This window comes from Bacteroides xylanisolvens XB1A (assembly GCF_000210075.1).
GTDB classification, from domain to species: Bacteria; Bacteroidota; Bacteroidia; order Bacteroidales; family Bacteroidaceae; genus Bacteroides; species Bacteroides xylanisolvens.
The window spans coordinates 3,610,761-3,632,218 of record NC_021017.1; the positions used below are offsets into that span (position 1 = coordinate 3,610,761).

Here is a 21,458-nt window from a genome sequence, read left to right on the forward strand (position 1 = left end):
TAGAATAAATAAGTCATGAAGAAAATTATAACAATATGTGCCTTTGCCGCTTGTCTGACCGGATGCGATGACTTGTTCGAACCGGCTATCGAGAACAACCTCGGACTGGAATATATGTACGAGAATTCGCAATATGCCGAAGGAATACTGGCAAATGCCTATACACGCATACCCTGCGCAGGCTATTCTTTCAACGACGTGGCTACCGATGACGCTGTGAGCAATGATGCGGAAAACAGCTGGCGTAAAATAGCCTCCGGCATGTGGACGGCAAACAACAATCCTGCCGACCGTTGGACTTCCTGCCGTTCCGCCATACAGTATATCAATCTTTTCCTTGCCAATGCCGACAAGGTGAAATGGGCGAAAGACGAAGTGGTGGCGCAGATGTTCTGCGACCGTGAGAAAGCGGAAGCCTATGGCTTGCGTGCCATGTATATGTATTACCTCCTCGAAGCCCATGCGGGCTATACCGAAGACGGTGTGTTGATGGGGGTGCCCATCCTGACCGAACCGGAAGCAGCCGGATCCAATTTCAATGTGCCCCGCAGCACATTTGTAGATTGCATGAAGGCGTTGAAAGAAGACGCCCGGTTGGCACTCGAAGGATTGCCTTGGGAATATGGTGACGCAGCGGAAATGCAACGCTTGTCTGCTAAATATGCAGGAGCAGACCAAGGCAAAGTCACCCGTGTGTTTGGCGCAAACTTTATCGGCCGTATGTCTGGAAAGGTGGTGGAAGCGTTTGTGTCAAAAGCGGATTTGCTTGCTGCCAGTCCGGCATATAGTGACCAGTCAGGCGTTGATTGGAAAACGGCTGCTGCTAGTGCTGCAAAGGTACTGAATCATATCGGAGGGGTAGACGGTATGGATCCTACCGGATGGACATGGTATTGCAATGTAGATGATATTGAAAAACTTAGCCCAACCGAATCACCTGCTGAAATTCTGTGGCGTGGTGAACGTGCCAAATCCCTCTCGCTCGAAGAAGATAACTTCCCGCCCACACTCTACGGTAACGGACGTATCAACCCAACTCAAAATCTGGTGGATGCATTCCCGATGCTGAACGGTTATCCGGTGTCTCATCTGTCCGGCGAATATGATGAAAATCTTCCGTATGCCAACCGTGACCCGCGCTTGGAAGCATACATTCTCTATAATGGTTGTAAGGCAGGCAATACGAATAAGGAAATCTTTACGGCAGCCGACGGAACTACCAATGATGCACTGAACAAGGTGGTAGGACGTTCTACCCGTACCGGATACTATCTGCGCAAACTGTTGCGTCAGGACATCAGCCTCGACCCGAATGCGAAAGCCGACCAGTATCATTACACACCGCGCATCCGCTATACCGAGATATTCTTGGCGTATGCCGAGGCGGCAAATCAGGCGTACGGTCCGCAAGATAAAGGAGGCAACGGCTATTCTGCTTATGATGTGGTGAAAAAGTTGCGCCACCGTGCCGGCATCGGTCGCGACAATGGTGATGCTTACTTGGAATCCATCAAGAACGATCAGGCAAAGATGGCGGAACTCATCCGCAACGAACGTCGCATCGAACTTTGTTTCGAAGGTTTCCGTTTCTGGGATTTGCGCCGCTGGAAGAGCAATCTGACCGAAACCGCTAAAGGGATGAATATCAGTGGAACCCGTTATACTCCGATGGAGGTAGACAAACGCTCGTTCAGTGAGTATATGTATTACGGTCCTATTCCTTATTCGGAAGTTCTTAAGTATGACGAACTGAAACAGAATCAGGGTTGGTAAACCGATAGTGTAAATTTAATAAAATGCTAAAGCATACAATGATTATGAATAAGACAATAATGAAATGCATGGTCCTTGGCTTGTTGTTTGCCGGCTGTGAAAACGGAGACAAAGAATTCGACGATTACGAATATCAGACCATCAGTTTTGCTACTCAGACTCCTATACGCACCATCACATTGGGCGAAGATGTATATCCTACCGAACAAGACAATGAATATCGGATGCAGATCATCGCTACATTGGGCGGTGTGTGGTCAAACCGCAAAGAGCGCACAGCACAGATTGTTATCGATGAAAGTTTGTGTACCAATGCTTATTTCGACAATGGCAAGCCGATACTTCCTATGCCTAAGGAATATTATACTTATTCTTCGGAACAGGTGGTATTTCCCAAAGGAGACATTTATGGACGTATGGACATACAGTTGACCGATGCTTTCTTCAATGATCCTCTCACGCCCGAACTCACCTATGTCATTCCGGTACGGTTAGCACAGGCTTCAGACTCTATCTTGGCGGGCAAACCTAAAGTTGAGTCTCCCAATCGCTTGAATGTGGCAGACTGGGACGTGCTTCCCAAAGACTATGCGCTTTATGGGGTGACCTACAAAAACAAGTATGAGGGCGTTTGGTTGAGTCGTGGCACAGACCAGCTCGACATCAATGGCAACACTTCTACGCTCAACCGTAACCCGCAGAATATAGAGAAAGCAGACCAACGTACATTAGGAACTATTGCCCTCAACAAAGTGCGTTATCCTCTTTCGCTTTCGGTGGATGTGGTGAATGAGAAAGGCGAATCTTCCAAGCAAACGTTGACAATGGACTTGGTGATAACGGTTGACGACAACGGCAATTGCTCCATCACTACCGACACACCGGGGGCTCAGGCAAGCGGTTCGGGCAAGTGGACCTATCATGGTGCCAAGAAAGCGTGGGGCGACAAAGACCGCGACCTGTTCGAACTGACCTATGAAGTGACTTATGCGCCTTATGTGTTGAATGCTGTGACCGGTGAAACGGGCACTGCCAAATGTAGCAGCACGGACGCGCTGGTGTCACGCGACAGACAGAGCAAATTTGAAACTTTTAACGTGAAGTTGAAGTGAACCGCAATCTAAACAATTTAAGAAAACTACATGAAGATGAATAGAAAAAATAATATGGTATGGGGCACGCTGGTAGCAGCTTTGCTGGCTTCTTGCGTGGATACCGAGATTGCCGATGTCACGGTGACAAAACCGGAGTCGATAGCGCAATACGAGTATCTGAATGATTATGCCCCGCTGAAATCGTACATAGACCGTGCAGCTAATCCCGATTTTAAATTGGGATTAGCGTTGGCAGCTAACGAATTTATCGAAGGAGGATTGGTATTTCGTTTAGCGGAAGCCAACTTCGACGAAGTGACCGCAGGCAATGCGATGAAATATGCTTCGTGTGTGAACGATAAAGGGGAGATGAATTTCGAAACTGTGGATAAATTTGTCACTGCCGCCCAAGCTGCCGGAATTACTATATATGGACATACATTGGCTTGGCATGCACAGCAGAATAATAAGTATTTGAATTCTTTGATTAAAGACAAAGAATTGCCGCCCTCTGTAGGAGAAGGAAATTGTTTGCATATCAATACTTCTGAAGCGAAGGCGAATCCATGGGATTGGCAAAATTACTATGATTTGGAATCTCCTCTTTTACAAGGGAAATCTTATGTATTCTCTATGAGAACCAAGGCTTCATCAGCTGTGACATTTCCGCTTTGGATAGAAACACCGAATGCTGGTAATACACATTATGGCATACCACAGATTTCAGCAGGAACTACATGGAGCACAATAAGCATTGAATTTACACCTAATAGTGATTGTTCTCGTTTGTTATTCAATTTCGGACAGTTTGGAGGAGATCTTTGGTTTGATGACATGGTGCTGGTTGAAAAAGGTTCTGAGCAAAATATGATAAAGAACGGAACTTTTGAAGAAGGAAATCTGCCTTCTAATTGGTCTAAACCAAGTTGGCATGCGCATTCTTATTCAATTATACCTACACCGGGAGATGCGGCAGTAGAGATTTTAACTGACATCATTACTAATGGTGATGCGCAAGGCAGTGAAACTACCAATTTTGTTTCTACTCATGTGGGAGGAGCTAATGCTGCTTGCGATATTGTTGATGGAGTAGGTAAAGACGGTAGTCGTGCTTTCGTTGTTACTTCTGCTGGTGGAGGAACAAACAGTTGGGATACTCAATTCTTTTTGTATGCTGACCGTCCGTTGGTGGAAAATGATGTTGTACGTATCTCTTTCGATTATCGTGCAGATACACCCAATAATTCTGAGTCTCAGGCTCATGCTGCCCCTGGAGCTTATATTCATTATGATGGTGGGTGTGCTGTTAGTTTCACTACGGAATGGCAACACTTTGAAAAAACTATTACTATTAACACTACCCTTTCTCCTGAGGGAAACATGCAGACTTTTGCATGGAACTTGGATGTAGGCGCGCCCAATGCACCTGCTAATAAATATTATTTTGATAATATCAAATTGCAAATAGTTACTAAAGGTAACACTATTCCTCTTACTCCCGAAGAGAAAAAAGAAGCGCTTACTCGGGCAATGAACAATTGGATTGAAGGAATGATGAAAGCTACTGGTGGTTACGTGACTACTTGGGATGTAGTGAACGAAGCTATTTCAGGTGGTGGCAACGACGGTGAAGGTTTCTATGTCTTGCAATCTGCATCTAATGCCGGTGCTGACGCTGCCAATAATTTCTACTGGCAAGATTACTTGGGTAGTGAAGATTATGTTCGTATTGTTGTAGCTGCCGCCCGTAAATATTATGCAGAAAACGGTGGTGTTAAACCTCTCAAACTTTTCATCAACGATTACAATCTGGAATCCACTTGGGATAACAATCAGAAAGCCAAGAGCTTGGTACACTGGATAGAGAAGTGGGAATCTGACGGTGTGACAAAGATTGACGGTATCGGTACACAGATGCACGTGGCTTATCGCGCCAATGCTGCTGACCAGCAGAAGCAAGAAGAACATGTAGTGAAAATGTTTGAAATCTTAGCCAAGAGTGGCAAACTCGTGAAAGTATCTGAGCTGGATATGGGATATGTGGATGAAAGCGGCACTACGGTGTTGACAAAGGATATGACAGAAGAACAACATAAAGCGATGGCTGAATATTATAAGTTTATCGTGAAGAAATACTTCGAGATTATTCCTGTGGCACAGCAATACGGCATCACGCAGTGGTGTGCTACCGATGCTCCCGGTGCCCCCGGTGATTCTAACTGGCGTGGCGGTGAACCTGTAGGTTTATGGGATTCCAACTACAACCGTAAGCATACTTATGCCGGTTTTGCTGACGGATTGGCTGGTAAATAATAGAGATTGATAAGAAAAGGCAGCGGGGCATATAACATGAATCCGCTGCCTTTATTGTTTCAATAAAAGTCGGATAATAATGAAAAACATATTATTTATTTTAAGTTTGATTATTTGGTGTAGCTGTAGTAATGAAATTCTGTTTGATATAGATAAAGTAGGAGATATAGTTACAAGGGCTGCAAATTCGGATAGTACATATTGTTTTGGGGCTTCAGATTCGGATGTAGTGGAGGACTTTGTTATTAGTCCGAAGGATGACTCACAACCTCTTAGTAGAACTTTATGTTCCTATGTAGAGGTTAATGGAACAAAAACATTATTGCAACCTGAAATAGTGAGTGGTCCTTCATGGTTGGATTATCTTATATGTTTTCAGTATTATGATATATATGTTCTATCGGTAGTAGCCCAGGACAATACTTCCTCTCTCAGAAGTGGAAAAATTGTATTGAAACAGCCGGGATCTAATAAAACATTAACAGTTGGTATTACTCAAAATGGAATTGATAATCGCATAATGATTTCAATGAAAGAACTGTATTCCAATCATCCTATTTTTACTGCCACGACAACTTATCCCGTAAAAAAAGATATAAGTTGCAGAATCCCATACGAAGCATACAATGATGGTGGAAAGTATGAGAGTAGTGCATCAATCACTATTCCTAAAGGGGAAACGAAAGGAACTTACGAAATGGATTATAACGGCTCTCCGTTAGTTTTTTATCATGGTGATATAAAAGGCTATAAATTGTATGAAGGAACTATCAGTGGTGACGGTATTTACAACTATAGTTTTTATCGCTATTGGTAGTATTGTTATTTTTGCAACAACTATTATGTAACATCAACATCATTATGAAAAAGATAATTTATTTGCTGGTGTGGATAGGCATGACTTTGGCGTCTTGCTCAGACGAAAGCTCTCTTCCTATACAACCGGAGATTCCTGCCGAACCGGAAACACCTAAGGACGAACCGGCTCCGGAGAAAGACTATCATCAGTTGCCGGTGTTGCACGTAGAGGGGCGCTACCTTAAAAACGAAAAGGGCGAGACGGTCAATCTTCATGGATTTACACAGACCTACAGCCCCTTTTTTAACGATAACGCATGGACTAACTATGACGTGCAGTCGTGTCTCAGCTATAACAAACGTATGGTAGACGGAATTGTGGCTGCCGGATGGAAGTTCAACTTCGTGCGGATGCATCTCGACCCTTATTGGAGCGATGATACTTCAAAGCCGTTTGTACGATACGAAGGGCACGAACGCTTTTCCGAGACCCGTTTCCGCAAGTATCTCGACGAACTGTTTGTGCCGATGGCGGAGTATTTTGTATCTAAGGGAATGTATGTGGTGATGCGCCCGCCCGGGGTATGCCCCAACGAAGCTCCTTATCAGGGAATAGAGGTGGGCGATAGCTATCAGCAGTTCCTGCTTAACGTGTGGGACATCGTTTCGCAACATCCTAAAGTGAAGAACAATACGGACATCATGTTCGAACTTGCCAATGAACCGGTCAACATCAAAGGGACCGACGGCGCCTATGGTAGCACCTCCGATGCCTGCTTTGCCAATGCAAAGATTTACTTCCAGTCCATTGTAGACAAGATAAGGAGCCATTGCCGTAATATCATTTGGGTGCCAGGCTTGGCCTACCAGTCGCAGTATGCCGGGTATGCCACCCACCGCATCGAGGGCGATAACATCGGCTTTGCCGTGCACTGCTATCCCGGATGGTATGGCAGCGATGCCGAAAAAGACAGTGGCGAGGGAATCGGCTCTTCCACCGGTGGCGGCTACGAGCCCTTCCAGCGCGGATGGGATACGCAAGTAGGTCCGGTGGCGGCGATTGCCCCCATCATGGTGACGGAAATAGACTGGGCACCTTTGAAATACGATGCCACTTGGGGAAAAAGCATCACAGGCGAAGCCGGTGGCAAGGGCTTCGGCGCCAACTTCAAATATATAGCCGACAATGCGGGAAATGTGTCGTGGCTCTTTTTCACTACAAGAAGCCACGAGCTGGCAGCGTTTAAGGACGTGCCGGGTACAGAGGGCAACTATACGTTCCTCAACGATCCCGAAGCCTGTCCGTGGGCAATGTATCATTGGTTCAAGGAGTATGCCGAGGGAGTGACCGTCAATGGCGAGCCCGAGAGACTGGAACTGATGGGCGAGCAGGCGACACGCTCGTTGCAGATGGGAGGAGTGCACTACCTGAAAGTGAAGGCGGTGTATAAAGATGGCACCTCGCGAATGGTGACTGCCGAGGCGACTATCAATAGCTCGGACGAACAAGTGCTGAAGGTGGAGCCGACTGGCAAACTGGTGGCAGTGGCACCAGGCAATGCTACGGTAACGGTGACTTACCGCACAGCAGCGGGAAACAGCATGCAACAGACATTGCAGGTGACGGTGGTTTCGCCTTTTGTGCTGACGGAAGACGTGTTTGACCCTTCGATATGGGAAGAAGGCACCTTTGACGAAACGACCCGCATCTTGGTGACAGGCAAATATGGCTTTGGCGGATGGAAATACCCCGGCGGACTTGACTTGTCGGGCTACCGGAGGCTGACCGTGGAATTGGGCAACGACAACGAGTGCGGTGTCTCTTTCCGCCTTTTTGACAAGAACGACTACTGGACGAAGCCCGCCACCTACGATTTCGGACAGACACGCAGAGTGGTGGTAGATTTGCAGCAGATGAAAGATACTGACGGCAATAGGGTAGACCCGTCGCACCTCTACATTGTCGGGTTCTGGTCGACTGGTGGCAAGCCGATTGTGATAAGCAGCATGAAGTTGGAATAAATATAATATAGAAAGATAGTAAATGAAGAAGTTATTATTGTTGAGTTGTTTGTTGTGTGCAAGCCTTTGCGCGGTTGCACAGGATGCAAACTTTTACATTTATCTGTGCCTAGGGCAGTCTAACATGGAAGGCAATGCCCGCTATGAAGCACAAGATACGCTGGTGGATGCACGCTTCCAAGTGTTGGCGGCGGTAGACAATAAAGAGTTGGGACGCGTGAAAGGCGAATGGTATCCCGCCCGCGCTCCGCTGTGCCGTCCGAACACCGGGCTGACACCGGCTGATTATTTCGGACGGACCTTGGTAGAAAACTTGCCCCCGCATGTGCGCATCGGAGTGGTGCACGTGGCGATAGGCGGGTGCCGGATCGAGCTTTTCCAGAAAGACAAATGCGAGGAGTATATCAAAACAGCTCCCGACTGGATGGTGAATACGCTGAAAGAGTATGACAACGACCCGTATACCCGTTTGGTGAAGATGGCACGCATTGCACAGAAAAGCGGTGTGATAAAAGGGATACTTCTACATCAGGGCGAGTCGAACACCGGTGACAAGGAGTGGCCCCAAAAGGTGAAGAGCGTATACGACAACCTGCTTGCTGACCTTCATCTGCAGGCTGACGAGGTGCCCCTGATTGCCGGTGAAGTGGTGAATGCCGACCACGGTGGTGTTTGTGCAGGCATGAACGAGGTAATTGCTATGTTGCCGCAGGTGATAAAGAACTGCGCTATTGTCTCCTCCAAGGGGTTGAGCTGCGCTCCCGACCATCTTCACTTCGATGCTGCCGGTTACCGGGTGCTGGGACGCCGCTATGCGGCACAGGCACTCCACCTGATGGGCATTGAACTTCCTTCGCCCGATGATGTGTGGAAGCACACAGTGGCAGCCCCCACCAATATGCACGGCAGCGACTTCCCTCGTATCGACAAGGACAACCGTGCTTATTTCCGTTGCTACGCTCCCGATGTGAAACGCTTGCAGGCAGACGTCTGCGGCAAGAAGTATGAGATGGCCATGGACGAGCACGGCTGGTGGAGCGTGAAGACCGACCCGCTGCCGGTGGGATTCCACTATTATTTCCTGTTGGTAGACGGATTCAGGGTGGTAGATCCCTCTTCGTGCACCTTCTTCGGTTGTTGCCGCATGGCGAGCGGCATCGAGATACCCGAAGGGGCAGAGGGCGATTACTATCGCCCGCAGCAAGTGTCGCATGGGCAAGTGCGCTCCTGCACCTATTATTCGGAAGCGAAGAAAGAGTTTCGTCGTTGCATGGTGTACACACCGGCAGAGTATGAGTCTCACCCCAAAAAACGCTATCCGGTGCTCTACTTGCAGCACGGCATGGGAGAAGATGAAACCGGCTGGAGCACCCAGGGATATATGCACTACATCATGGACAACCTGATAGCCACCGGCAAGTGCGTGCCCATGCTCGTGGTGATGGATAGCGGAGATGTGGAGACTCCCTTCGTGCCGCGTCCGGGGAAAGATGTGAACGAAGAGCGTGCGCTTTACGGCGCTTCTTTCTATGATGTCATTTTGAAAGACCTCATTCCGATGATAGACCGTACATTCCGCACCAAGACCGACCGCGAACACCGTGCAATGGCAGGCTTGTCGTGGGGAGGACACCAGACGTTCCAAACAGCGTTGCCGCGTCTCGACATGTTCTCCTACATTGGCGGGTTCAGCGGGGCGATTTTCGGGCTGGACGTGAAAACGTGCTTCGACGGTGTGTTTGCCGATGCAGGTAAGTTCAACAAGAAAGTGCATTATCTCTTCCTCGGCTGCGGCACGGACGAACAGATGGGCACGAAGCAGTTGGTGGAGTCTCTCCGCAAACTGGGCATCAACGTGGCTTATTATGAATCGCAAGGCACCGGCCACGAATGGCTCACATGGAGACGCTGTCTGAAAGAGTTTGTTCCACACTTGTTTAAACATTGAAAATGATATGAATCTGAAAGCAAAACTTGTGGCGGCATTATTGCTGCTTGGAGGTGCTCTACCCCATGAGGCAGGAGCGCAAAATCCGTTTGTGCAAACCTGTTATACGTCAGACCCTGCTCCTATGGTGCATGATGGCACATTGTATGTCTATACGGGACATGATGAAGATAAGGCTGATTTTTTCTGGATGCAGGAATGGCGCGTGTATTCTACCAAAGATATGGTGAACTGGACCGATCACGGCTCTCCTCTTGCCATCGAATCATTCGACTGGGCGGACGACCGTGCCTGGGCAGCACAGTGCATCGAACGTAATGGTAAGTTTTATTGGTATGTCTGCCTGCATTCCAAACTTTCCAATACGATGGCAATCGGTGTTGCGGTAGGCGATTCGCCTGTCGGTCCTTTTAAAGATGCCATCGGCAAACCGCTTCATGACGGGAGCTGGGATTATATAGATCCTACCGTATATATAGATGATGACGGTCGTGCTTATCTGTATTGGGGAAATCCGAATATCTATTATGCAGAATTGAATGAAGATATGATTTCTTTGAAAGGTGGAGTGGGCAAACTGGAACAGACTGTTGAGAGCTTTGGTGCACCTAATCCGGAAAAGCGTGTCAAAGGTGTTAAGTATAAAGATACTTATACAGAAGGTCCATGGCTTCATAAACGGGAAGGAAAATACTATTTTCTTTATGCTGCCGGAGGTGTACCCGAACATATTGCCTATTCCATGAGTGACGGACCTCTTGGTCCGTGGAAGTATATGGGAGAAATCATGCCTTTACAAGATACGGGTTCGTTTACTAACCATTGTGGAGTGATAGACTATAAAGGCAATTCTTATTTCTTCTATCATACGGGTAAGTTGCCGGGTGGTGGAGGCTTCGGGCGAAGTACGGCGGTGGAGCAATTTAAGTATAACGCTGACGGCACTTTCCCGATTATTAATGCTACCCGGGAAGGGGTGTCACCGGTAGGTACGCTCAATCCTTACGAAAGGGTGGAAGCTGAAACAATCGCTTTTTCTGAAGGTGTGAAGTCCGAACCAAATGTGAAAACCGGTATATATATATCTGAAATTCATAATGGAGATTATATAAAGGTACGTGAAGTGGATTTCGGCAATAAATCCCCCAAACGGTTCACTGCTACCGTTGCCAGTGCCCTTCGTGGCGGAACACTTGAAGTACGTACAGACAGTATAAGCGGACCATTAATTGCGGAACTGACTATTCCTTCAACGGGAGGTTGGGAATGCTGGAAAACATTGCAGACTGATATTGTAAAACCGGTCACAGGAATACAAGATATTTATTTTGTATTCAAAGGACGTAAAGGCTGCAAACTGTTTAACTTTGATTGGTACAAGTTTAACAGATAAACATGCTAGAGAGCAGTTGGGTTACTCTTCCTTTTTACTCAACTGCTCTTTCATATACATTGAAGGCGGCATTCCATACAATTCTTTGAATGTTGTCGAGAAATTATTAGGATCAGTGAATCCTGTTAACATGGCTATCTCGGATATGGTATGCTGTTTTTCGGACAATAAACGAGCGGCTTCTTTTAAACGTATATTACGTATAAAGTCACGGGTTGTCTGGTTGGTGAGCTCTTTGAGTTTCCTGTGAAGATGTACGCGGCTGATACCTACCTCGGTGGTGATTGTCTCTATTGTCAAGTTAGGGTTACTGATGTTTTCATTGATCACTTTCATAATACGTTCCATCAATTTCTCATCGGGTGATTTCACTTCCAGTTTCTGAACCTTGTTCTCCAGATTTTGCTGGCCTGTAAATACTTTGCGTAACTGCTGCCGTGTATTAATCAGATTTTCTACCGTCTTTTGCAGAATTTCGATATTGAATGGCTTCATGATATAGGCGTCGGCTCCTGTATTCAGACCTTCAAGGTTGTCTTCTTCCCTCGTTTTCGCGGTAAGCAAAATGACTGGGATATGGTTGAGGTTTACATTCTGCTTGATCTTCCGGCATAAGGTGAGTCCGTCCATTTCGGGCATCATGATGTCACTAATGACTAAATCCGGAGTCTTCTTAAATATTTGCTCTAATGCTTCTTTACCATTACGGCTTTCCATGATATGAAATTTGTCCCCAAACTCCTTCGCTATATAATTTCGGATTTCTTCATCGTCTTCTACAATTAATACGCGATATTTAGTTTTTACCCTGACTTTCTTTTCTTCCTCATTTTCTATAATGGGAGAGATGACAGGAACAGTTGGTACGGCTACTGTTACCTTTTGCTCATTGTTGTCAACTTCTTCAGGTCGTAGATGCTTGTTACCCAACGGTAATCGGATAATAAAACGGCAACCCGGTTGTTCTTTATTATTTTCTACATAGATAATTCCATGATGTAATTCCACTAATGAACGAGTCAGATGTAAGCCTATTCCTGTTCCGCCTTTCGGATTCTGTTGGCTGTTACGGATCTGATAGAAACGTTCGAAGATATGTTCTTTTTCCTGTTCATCGATGCCTGTTCCGGTATCCGCGATAATTATTTCGGCATATTGTTTCAAGGGATCGGGCAGTGTATTGTCTTCTCCCGTACGGATGGTAATATCTATGTTTCCTTTTTCAGGAGTAAACTTGAAGGCATTAGACAGAATATTCAGGATAATCTTATCAAAATTGCCTGTGTCTACCCATACATTCAGTTCCCGGAGTGTACTGTGAAGTTGTAGTTGGATATTTTTTGTATTTGCCTGTTGACCGAAAGTTGTACATAAATCCTCTATAAAAGGAATAATGTTGGTCTCCCGGAACATCAGGAACATTTGTCCTTTATCAATTTTCCGAATATCCATTAGTTGATTGACAAGATTCAGAATACGTTCCGCATTTCTGTAGATAATATGATATATTTTCAGGCGTTCATTGTCCTCCTCATTCTTAATCAGTTTCTGTAGAGGGCTGATGATTAGAGACATCGGAGTGCGTATCTCATGAGAGATGTTGATAAAGAACTGCAATTTTGCTTCATTGATTTGTTCGGCATGGATATGTTGCAGCATTTCCTGATGCATTCTGTACCGATGTCTGATCTGAAGAATAATGATAAATATAATGGTCAGTAATAATAAGGAGTAGATAACTTTGGCCCACCATGAAGCATACCATGCAGGAGATATAAAGATGGTAATTTCTTTTATATTTGAATACACAGTGTTGTCTTTTGCTCTGATTTTAAAGTTATAGGTACCGGGTTTCAGATTGCTGAATGAGATACGGTTTACACCTTTGGGCAAACTAATCCATTTTTCATCGTTGATAGAATAAAGGTAGTTGATATGTTCGGGGGCATTTAATTCCAGAGTGGCAAACTCGATACTGAACACATTGTCTTTATGGGATAGATAAAACTCTTTAGCGTTGAATACAGGGCAGTTGATAATATTGTGAATACCGGATTTCATTCCTTTTCTAACCGGATTGTTATGCAGGAAAAAGTCGGTAATCCGGATATTCCATGTTTTTGCCGGATTGATAATGTCTTGCGGATTGAAATAGGTGATACCATTCATTCCGCCAAACCAGATAATACCTTGTTTATCTTTGAAGGAGGCATTCTTGTAGAACTCATTTCCCTGTAATCCGTCGCTGACATAATAATTGATAAATTTGTCGTTTTTCTTTTGGAATTGGGAAATTCCGGCATTGGTGCTTATCCAAAGAAAATCTTTTCCATCTCCTTGTATGGCATATATTGTATTACTGGGCAATCCGTCTGCAGTAGTATAAGTGGTTAGTTCTTTCGTATTTTTATTCCAACCGGATAATCCTTCGGAACTGCCCAACCAGACAACTCCTTCGTCATCTTCAAAGATTGAATAAATAACATTTTGTGAGAGTATCTTATGACTTTGAAAATCAGGACTGTCAAGGTCTATACAGTTGACGCCGTCATAAGTTCCGACATACAGTTTATTATCATCGGAATAGTGCAGACAACCTATCCATTCGTTGATTAGAGATGTCCGAGATTGTATGGATGTAAATTCTTTCGTTTTCAGGTCATAGTAGAACAAACCGAATCCCATTGTCGCAATCCAAAGACGCTTGTTTTTATCTTCTGCGAAATCATATACACGTTGTATATAGTTGTTGTTCTTATCTACCAGTTTGTACTGGTAATCGCATAATCCTGTCTGTTTATTCAGCTTTCCCATACCGTTGATAAAGGAGCCAATCCACATATTGTGTTCGGAGTCTTCATACAATTTAATAACAGTTGAGGGTACTGAATGAGGATGGGTGGTGTGTGAGAAATGTTTTGCCGGCTCTAATTTTTCTGTAAGGGCATAGATACCGTCGTTATCCGTTCCTATCCATAAAGTTCCGTTATTATCTTTGCAGAACGAAGTAATACAACAGGAGCCTATGCAATTTTTATCTGTTGATTTATGTCCGATATACTTAAAGCTGTTGGTGCGGGCCGGAATTAATATAACTCCTTTCTGATAAACAGCTAGCCATAAGTTACCCGAATTGTCCTTTAGAATGGAGTGTATTTTTGAGTTTCCCGAATCGAAATAATTATTGTCAAACTTGTATTCGGAGATTTCGTGTGTTCGGATATTATAAATGGCTACTCCCTTGCCGTCAGTGCCGATATACAATTCATTGGGTATACCGGAATAAAGGAAGCAAACAGGAAGTTCTCCTTTCTCTTTCAAATCGACCGGAACAAAGGTTTTACGTTCTTTATCGTAAATGAATAGTCCTTTTCGTATACTTCCTACATAAATGTTGCCTCGTTGATCCTCACATATACTTTTGACGTATCCGTTGTCTTTAGACAAGTGTAACGTAAGCTGATTGTCGGGAGTGAGTTGATATACTCCTTCTTCCCCTTTTGCCATCCATACATTTTGTTTTTTATCTTCAAACAGGCTTCCGGGTGAAGTGACTGCAATATCGACTTTCCGGACAGTCAACAGATGGTCTTTGATGTCCAGCTTGCACAACACATTTCCGGATACCCATATCTCTCCGTTTTTTCGCTCGATGAAAGAATTAATGTTGCTTTCAAGCGTTTCCCCGGTATCTTCCAATTTGGCAAGTGGAGTAAAATTGTCCGTGGCCGGATCATACATTTGAATTCCTATATATGTGCCGATAAGCAAATGACCTTTGCTGTCTTCAAAAACAGTACGAACAAAATTGTGGGCTAACGAATGTTCGTTATTGGGCTCATGTTTGTATATGGTAAATTTAGCACCGTCATAACGGTTCAGACCATCTTCTGTTGCAATCCAAATGAAACCGTTCCGGTCTTGATATATTTGATTAATCAGACTACTGGAGAGTTCTTTGTCAGTAGTGAATAACTTAGGAGATTGCCCGTTGCATAACAAAGAAAACAATAATAATAGAAAAGTGAATACATTTTTCATAGTTATAGATCGTTGTTTGTTGTACAAAGAAAACTAAAAACCTAAATATAACCTAATAAAAAATGAATATTTTCATTAGGCTTCGGGGGTACAATCGGATGTTGTAACATCGTTTGTAAATAATGTAACATGAGAAAAGATTTATCCCTTCTTCTGTATTATTGTTTTCCTTCGATTGTATTTACAATATAGGTTTTACCCGCCTTTGTTTCGATGTCATATTCATAAACCTTCTGCAGTTTGGGAGATTGCGCACTTACCCCTTTGGCTACAAGAGGTCGTTTGATAGGAGTGGTGGCGAATAATCTATTTGAGCACTCTTTCCCGTTTACTTGTTTTAAGCCTTTCCCTTTCAGTGGGACATAAGACCGGATGCGGAGCGTACCGCCTATATTCGATCGGATGATCGCTTTATTTAACACATTGTTTTTCCAGTCCATATCGACAGTAAAGTTTCCACGTGCCACCAGCCCCTTCACACTTCCTTCTTCCCATGCATCAGGTAATGCTGGCAATAAATGTACGGCACCGTCATGACTTTGGAGCAACATTTCCGCTACTCCGGCTGTATAACCGAAATTACCGTCAATCTGGAAAGGCGGATGGGCATCCAGCATATTGGGATAGGTACGCCCGTTCGGATATTCTTTAGCCAAGTGATCGCTGGGCAATAGTTGAATCATATTTTTGATGATCTGGAAGGCATGGTTTCCATCCAGCATGCGTGCCCAGAAATTGACTTTCCAGCCGATACTCCAACCGGTAGCCTTATCACCGCGTTGCAGCAATGTGTTTCTTGCTGCCTGGAATAACTCGGGATTCGAGTATGGAGAAATTTGATTACTCGGATATAGCCCGTACAAATGTGAAATATGACGGTGCTCGTCCTTGGGATTGTCAACATCTTCCAGCCATTCTTGTAGTTGGTTATGTTTTCCTATTTGCATAGGTGGCAACTTCTCTAGTGTTTGTTTGAGGGAGTCTTGGAAAGAGGGGGCTTCACCTGCGATGTATGAAGCCAATAAGGTATTATGCAGTGCATCAAAGGCAATCTGGTTGTCCATGGTGCAACCGGCCGTGATGGGACCGTGTTCCGGTGATACAGAAGGCGACACTACCAACCATTTATACACTGGATGTTCTACCAAGAAATCCATGTAGAACTGCGCTGTTCCTTTCAGGATGGGATAGTACTCTTTCAGGAATTCTTTATTTCCTGTAAAGAGGTAATGTTGCCAGATATGTTGAGCTAACCAGGCACCGCCGCTAGGCCACATGCCGGCTGCAGCAAAGTCTACAACTCCGCAAATTCGCCATAAATCAGTATTATGATGCGCCATCCATCCCCTACAATCATACATAGTTCGGGCTGTTTCTGCTCCTGTGACAGATAAATCTTTCAACATAGAGAATAGCGGACTATGTGTTTCACTTAAATTAGTGACTTCTGCCGGCCAATAGTTCATTTCTGTATTAATGTTGATGGTGTATTTACTATCCCAAGGTGCATGAGTACTGTTGTTCCATATACCTTGCAGATTAGCCGGTTGTCCACCCGGTTGCGAAGAAGAAATCAGTAAATAACGTCCATAATGGAAAAGTAGAGCTGCCATTGCCATGTCTTCTCCATATCCGAAGTTTTCAATTCGTTTGGGAGTCTCCAGTTGGGAAGCTTTGCCTGTCGGTAATGTAAGGCGTACACGGTCAAATTGTTTTTTATAATAAGCGATATGGCTTTTGAGAGCTTTTTCGTAAGGTATTTGCATTGCTCTTTTCAGATATTCGCTGGTCCGGTGGGATTCATTGGCGCTGACATCCTGGTAGTTTACGTAGTTGGTTGCTGCCGATATATAAAGGGTTGCTTCTGTTCCTTCATTTATTTGGAGCGTATTTCCTGCCGGGCGGAGAGTGCCATTTGTTTTTACCTGGATTTGACATTCTGCCCGTAGTGCGGCTTTCAAACCTTCCTGCTCTTTCCCTTGACAGGTGACGGTCAGCTGATCATTCTGAACATTCACCTTATGTACTAGAGGGCAATTATATGCAATAGTAAAGTTCAGTGCGTTTGCTTTACTTGCTTTGATATGCATAATAATGACATTATCAGTAAATGAAGCAAAAGTGGTGCGGGTATAAGTGACGTCATCCATTTGATAACGGGTAGTTGTCGTTGCATTCTCCAGATTCAGATCGCGGTAAAAGCCGGATGCGTTTTGGTGTTCCGGAAATTCCAGATAAAGGCTACCTAATGTCAGATAGCTCATTCCGTGTTGCTGGGTTAAGAAGTTGGCGTCAATGAGTCTTTGCGCTTCTTTGTTTCTCCCTTCAAAAATCAGTTTGCGTACAGCCGGCAGAACATGTATGGCATTCGGGTTATTATTATTGTATGGAGAACCTGCCCAAAATGTTTCTTCGTTGAGTTGTAATTCTTCGCGTTCGATTCCGCCATATACCATGGCTCCAAGACGGGAGTTGCCAATAGGGAGAGCTTCCGACCAATTTTGTGCAGGTTGACTATACCACAGTTTCAGGTCCTGTCCTGAAACAAGGTTGCTTATTAATAGGAATAATACAAAAAAAGTGTTTCTGTTCATATTGTATGGATTTGTAGCAAAGGTAGCTCATTTCCCAATACAAAAGGCAAAAAACTGTTTCTGAAATCTACCTTGGAAGTAACTTCTTTCCATATTTGTGTTACTAATATATATGGTGTATGTTCCACAGGATAAAATAATAACTGCTGGTTTCTTTTTGATTTATTATCAGCCTTGCCCTCTTGTCATATAGCTTATTTGCAGGCTGATTAAGTAGGGAGGTATAAGAAGGGAAGCTGGTATAGTTGCGTTGGGATACCGGTATTGTTCTATGAAAGTACCGGTATCATTAATTCCCCACGGCCGTGACAAGATCTTCCCACGGCCGTGGTAGGAACTCGTCACGGCTGTGGGAAGAAGCTACCACGACCGTGAAGAATTAAGTATACCGGTATCCTGATCGAACAATAGTTATTGAATGATATAAGTATGCCGGTTGTATGACGGATGTTTAATGGAGGCTTTTCTTGAAAGGTAAGTAAAGCTGGAGGGATATGAGATATGGGAGAGCAAAATCATAAAATAATAGGCTGACAATAAAACTTATAAAATGTTATTGTCAGCCTATTGTCAGGGCTTATTGTCAGCGTCTAATGTGCTGGAAATCATTCGTCTAATGAATAGGAATGACGGCTGACAATAAGAACTGCAAAATTTATATGTAAATACAATCAGTGTGAGTAATTGACTTGTCTCTACATTGATCTTTTTATCTATTATCTCTCTTGCTTTTCGATTCATTCATAAACAGATAAGATTTCTTGTAGCCTCCGTAGTCTACAACCAACTTTTCCAACACGATGCCCGGATCAAGAGGTTTGAAAATTAGTGTCTGCATGCCGTCTGATGTATTCGGCACATTCAGTTTGACCTTTTTCTCAACGATACGTCTTGCAACTGTCGGATAGTATATGCTGTATACATTTTCAGGAAGCTCGTTTAAGTTATGATTGAAATTGATAGTCTGTTCCTTCGCTCCTTCGAATCCGATACTGTACTCATGTCCTTTCCGGTCGTGGAAAGCAAGAGTCGATTTCACTATCACGTGAACAGTCACTTTGTCGACTCCTTTAGGCAATTTTATTTTGTAGGAGATAGAAGCTCCGTCGGTCGGCTGGGTATAAGGCATCAGAGCCATGCCGCTGAGGGTACGCCCCATATAGGGGATCACTGTCCATTCCGTACTTGGTGCTGCTTTAGTGCTGTAATAGTGTTCGGCTTCCATAGCTACATATCCGTCTTGTCCGGTGAAGACGTATCCACCGACAGCCTTTTCCGGATGCTTGATTCGGTAGGTTTGTGGTAATGTATCAGCGGGGAAATTATCATTCCATGAGGTATAACCGATATGTTTCTGAATCATCATGTTCTTCCATTTACCGCCGGACATAACATTGTTATAATCGTCACTCAACGCTTTATCCCGTGCAAAAGCCTGTTCCACTTTATCTGCCCATTCGTTAGCTTGCGGATTGTTTTCTTTGTACAATTTATGGTTCATGACTTGTGCATAATACATCTCGTACAGGTTTACCATGGCTTGAACAGGGAAGAGGATTAATTGCTTGTAGGCATCTTTATATTCCGGTTTCAATGATATGTATTGTCTCAAAGCTTCCGCTTCCAGTTTCAGATATTCATCAGATACTTGTTTCCATTCGCCGGTCTCCAGGTTATAAGTATTCCGGTCGAGCATTTCTCCCGTTACGCGACCGTTATATTTGCTGTACAGGTTTAAGATTCGCATAGCTTCATCCGCTTGATCTTCGCCAAACTGCTGTGCGCAGAAACGACGGGGATGATCCAGCAAGTTAGAGACGTTGAATTGCTTGGGATTCCATGCCATATCCATGAAGAGCGTGATCGGATATTCCATTGGTTTCAAATCGCCTACATTCAGTATCCACAGCTTTTCTACTCCGTAATCGTATGTGAGTTGAAGTTGCTCCCACATATTTTGTATAGGGGTTACGTTCAGCCATTTGGAGTTTCTCGGAGCACCTACGTAGTCTACATGGTAATACATGCCCCAACCGCCCGGATGCTTACGTTCCTTGGCATTTGGCAGACGGCATACATTGCCCCAATTGTCATCACATAATAGCATGATAACATCATCGGGCACACGCATACCTTTATCATAGTAATCCAGTACTTCTTTGTATAGTGCCCAGACTTGCGGGGTTGCTTTGGCAGGTCGTTTAGTCACCTTTTCAATGATTCTGCGTTGGTTCTTTACTATGTCTTCCAGCAGTTTCACGTTGGTGTTTTCGCTCATGGCTGCGTCACCGTCTCCGCGCATACCGATGGTTACGATATCTTCTGTGCCCTGCATCCGTTCGATACCTTCACGGAAAAACTGATCGATCACTTTTTTGTTAGTTGTATAATCCCATGCACCATATTCTTTGCGCTTGCGTGACCACTCCTGATGGTTGCGTGCCATTGGTTCGTGGTGGGATGTACCGATGATGATTCCCATTTCATCAGCAGTCTTACTATTCTCCGGGTCGTCTGCATAGAAAGCCCAGCTCCACATGGCAGGCCAAAGGAAATTACCTTTTAGGCGTAGTATCAATTCGCAAACTTGTGTATAAAAACGGTGGTCACCATAGTTTGTGCCGTAGGTCTGTTTTACCCAACCGGTCAGACAGGGCGCTTCATCATTGAGGAAGATGCCGCGGTAGGTCACCGCAGGTTCTCCGTCTGTATACTGTCCCGGCTTTACATATACATTCTGTTGTTTTCGGATAGGGACGTCTGCCCACCAATACCAGGGAGATACCCCTATTTGTTCGGAAAGTTCATAGATACCATAGATCGTACCGCGTCTGTCGCTGCCGATGATAACCACTGCTTCATCTACTCCTTCACAGGGATTGGTGACAACTTGCAGGATATATTTCTCATTTTTCCCTTCCAGCTCCTTTTTATCTATTTTGTTTGCAGCTATCAGTTTTTTTACAAAAGGAGTACTATAGGTACCTACAATGACACAGTGTTTCGAACTTACGTTTGTTAAGAATTCAGGCTTCGTTCCGCATACTTGCAGTATATCTTGTTGAAGATTGCCGACAGCTATCATTACCCCTTTGTCTTCGGAAGAATCTACATATATCGGACAAGGAACTCCGTTGGCAATCAACGGAAAATGATTACCGGCCGGTGTGAATATTACAAATTGTTCAGCGGCAAATGCCACTATACTCACAACAGAGAGGTAGAAGAATAGAAATAATCTTTTCATGGTTTCAATATTTAATAATTTGTTGTTAATCATTGATCTTACGTTTCACTGTAACCGGATATTCTATTTTGCAGATAATTGGTAATTGAAAAGTATATAACAGCAGGCTCAAAATGATGTAAATATCCTTCTTCATAAATACTATATTTAATGAAATTATCTTCTTTGTGTCTTAAATCCCAAAAATGGTTTATTTTTGTCTGTACTGTGACACGATGCAAAGATAGTTGGTATT

Annotated in this window: 10 protein-coding genes; 7 read left to right on the forward strand and 3 right to left on the reverse strand. The window is 44.3% G+C overall.

The genetic code is table 11. The features are described from left to right. Positions 1 to 15: 15 nt before the first annotated feature. The 7 genes from BXY_RS14035 to BXY_RS14065 all read left to right on the forward strand — a co-directional run bounded on the left by BXY_RS14035 (position 16) and on the right by BXY_RS14065 (position 11,341). On the forward strand, positions 16 to 1,773 hold the full coding sequence (locus BXY_RS14035; RefSeq protein WP_015532248.1) for a RagB/SusD family nutrient uptake outer membrane protein: 1,758 nt from the start codon (positions 16 to 18) through the stop codon (positions 1,771 to 1,773). Positions 1,774 to 1,817: 44 nt separating this feature from the next. Beyond that, a complete protein-coding gene (locus BXY_RS14040) occupies positions 1,818 to 2,885 on the forward strand; it encodes a DUF5627 domain-containing protein (protein ID WP_224262915.1) in 1,068 nt (355 codons plus the stop codon). A 36-nt stretch (positions 2,886 to 2,921) separates the two neighbouring features. Then, positions 2,922 to 5,180, forward strand: coding sequence for an endo-1,4-beta-xylanase (locus BXY_RS14045; RefSeq protein ID WP_032851292.1), 2,259 nt, complete (start codon positions 2,922 to 2,924; stop codon positions 5,178 to 5,180). 79 nt (positions 5,181 to 5,259) lie between these two features. After that, positions 5,260 to 5,997 (forward strand): hypothetical protein, encoded by a 738-nt coding sequence (locus BXY_RS14050; RefSeq protein WP_008776484.1) that lies wholly within the window; start codon positions 5,260 to 5,262, stop codon positions 5,995 to 5,997. A gap of 44 nt (positions 5,998 to 6,041) precedes the next feature. Beyond that, positions 6,042 to 8,000 (forward strand): cellulase family glycosylhydrolase, encoded by a 1,959-nt coding sequence (locus BXY_RS14055; RefSeq protein WP_008776483.1) that lies wholly within the window; start codon positions 6,042 to 6,044, stop codon positions 7,998 to 8,000. 22 nt (positions 8,001 to 8,022) lie between these two features. Further along, the gene (locus BXY_RS14060) at positions 8,023 to 9,948 is read left to right on the forward strand and encodes a sialate O-acetylesterase (protein WP_008776482.1); all 1,926 of its coding nucleotides are present in this window, start codon (positions 8,023 to 8,025) and stop codon (positions 9,946 to 9,948) included. Positions 9,949 to 9,955: 7 nt separating this feature from the next. Next, positions 9,956 to 11,341 (forward strand): glycoside hydrolase family 43 protein, encoded by a 1,386-nt coding sequence (locus BXY_RS14065; RefSeq protein ID WP_015532251.1) that lies wholly within the window; start codon positions 9,956 to 9,958, stop codon positions 11,339 to 11,341. A 21-nt stretch (positions 11,342 to 11,362) separates the two neighbouring features. Here BXY_RS14065 and BXY_RS14070 read toward each other — a convergent pair whose 3' ends face one another. The 3 genes from BXY_RS14070 to BXY_RS14080 all read right to left on the reverse strand — a co-directional run bounded on the left by BXY_RS14070 (position 11,363) and on the right by BXY_RS14080 (position 21,223). Then, on the reverse strand, positions 11,363 to 15,382 hold the full coding sequence (locus tag BXY_RS14070) for a hybrid sensor histidine kinase/response regulator transcription factor (protein ID WP_015532252.1): 4,020 nt from the start codon (positions 15,380 to 15,382) through the stop codon (positions 11,363 to 11,365). Positions 15,383 to 15,540: 158 nt separating this feature from the next. Continuing rightward, positions 15,541 to 17,976, reverse strand: a complete 2,436-nt coding sequence (locus tag BXY_RS14075) for a glycoside hydrolase family 95 protein (RefSeq protein ID WP_015532253.1) — start codon at positions 17,974 to 17,976, stop codon at positions 15,541 to 15,543. A gap of 709 nt (positions 17,977 to 18,685) precedes the next feature. Beyond that, positions 18,686 to 21,223: a glycosyl hydrolase 115 family protein gene (locus BXY_RS14080; protein WP_134993014.1), complete on the reverse strand. Its 2,538-nt coding sequence runs from the start codon at positions 21,221 to 21,223 to the stop codon at positions 18,686 to 18,688. Between the last annotated feature and the right edge of the window lie 235 nt (positions 21,224 to 21,458).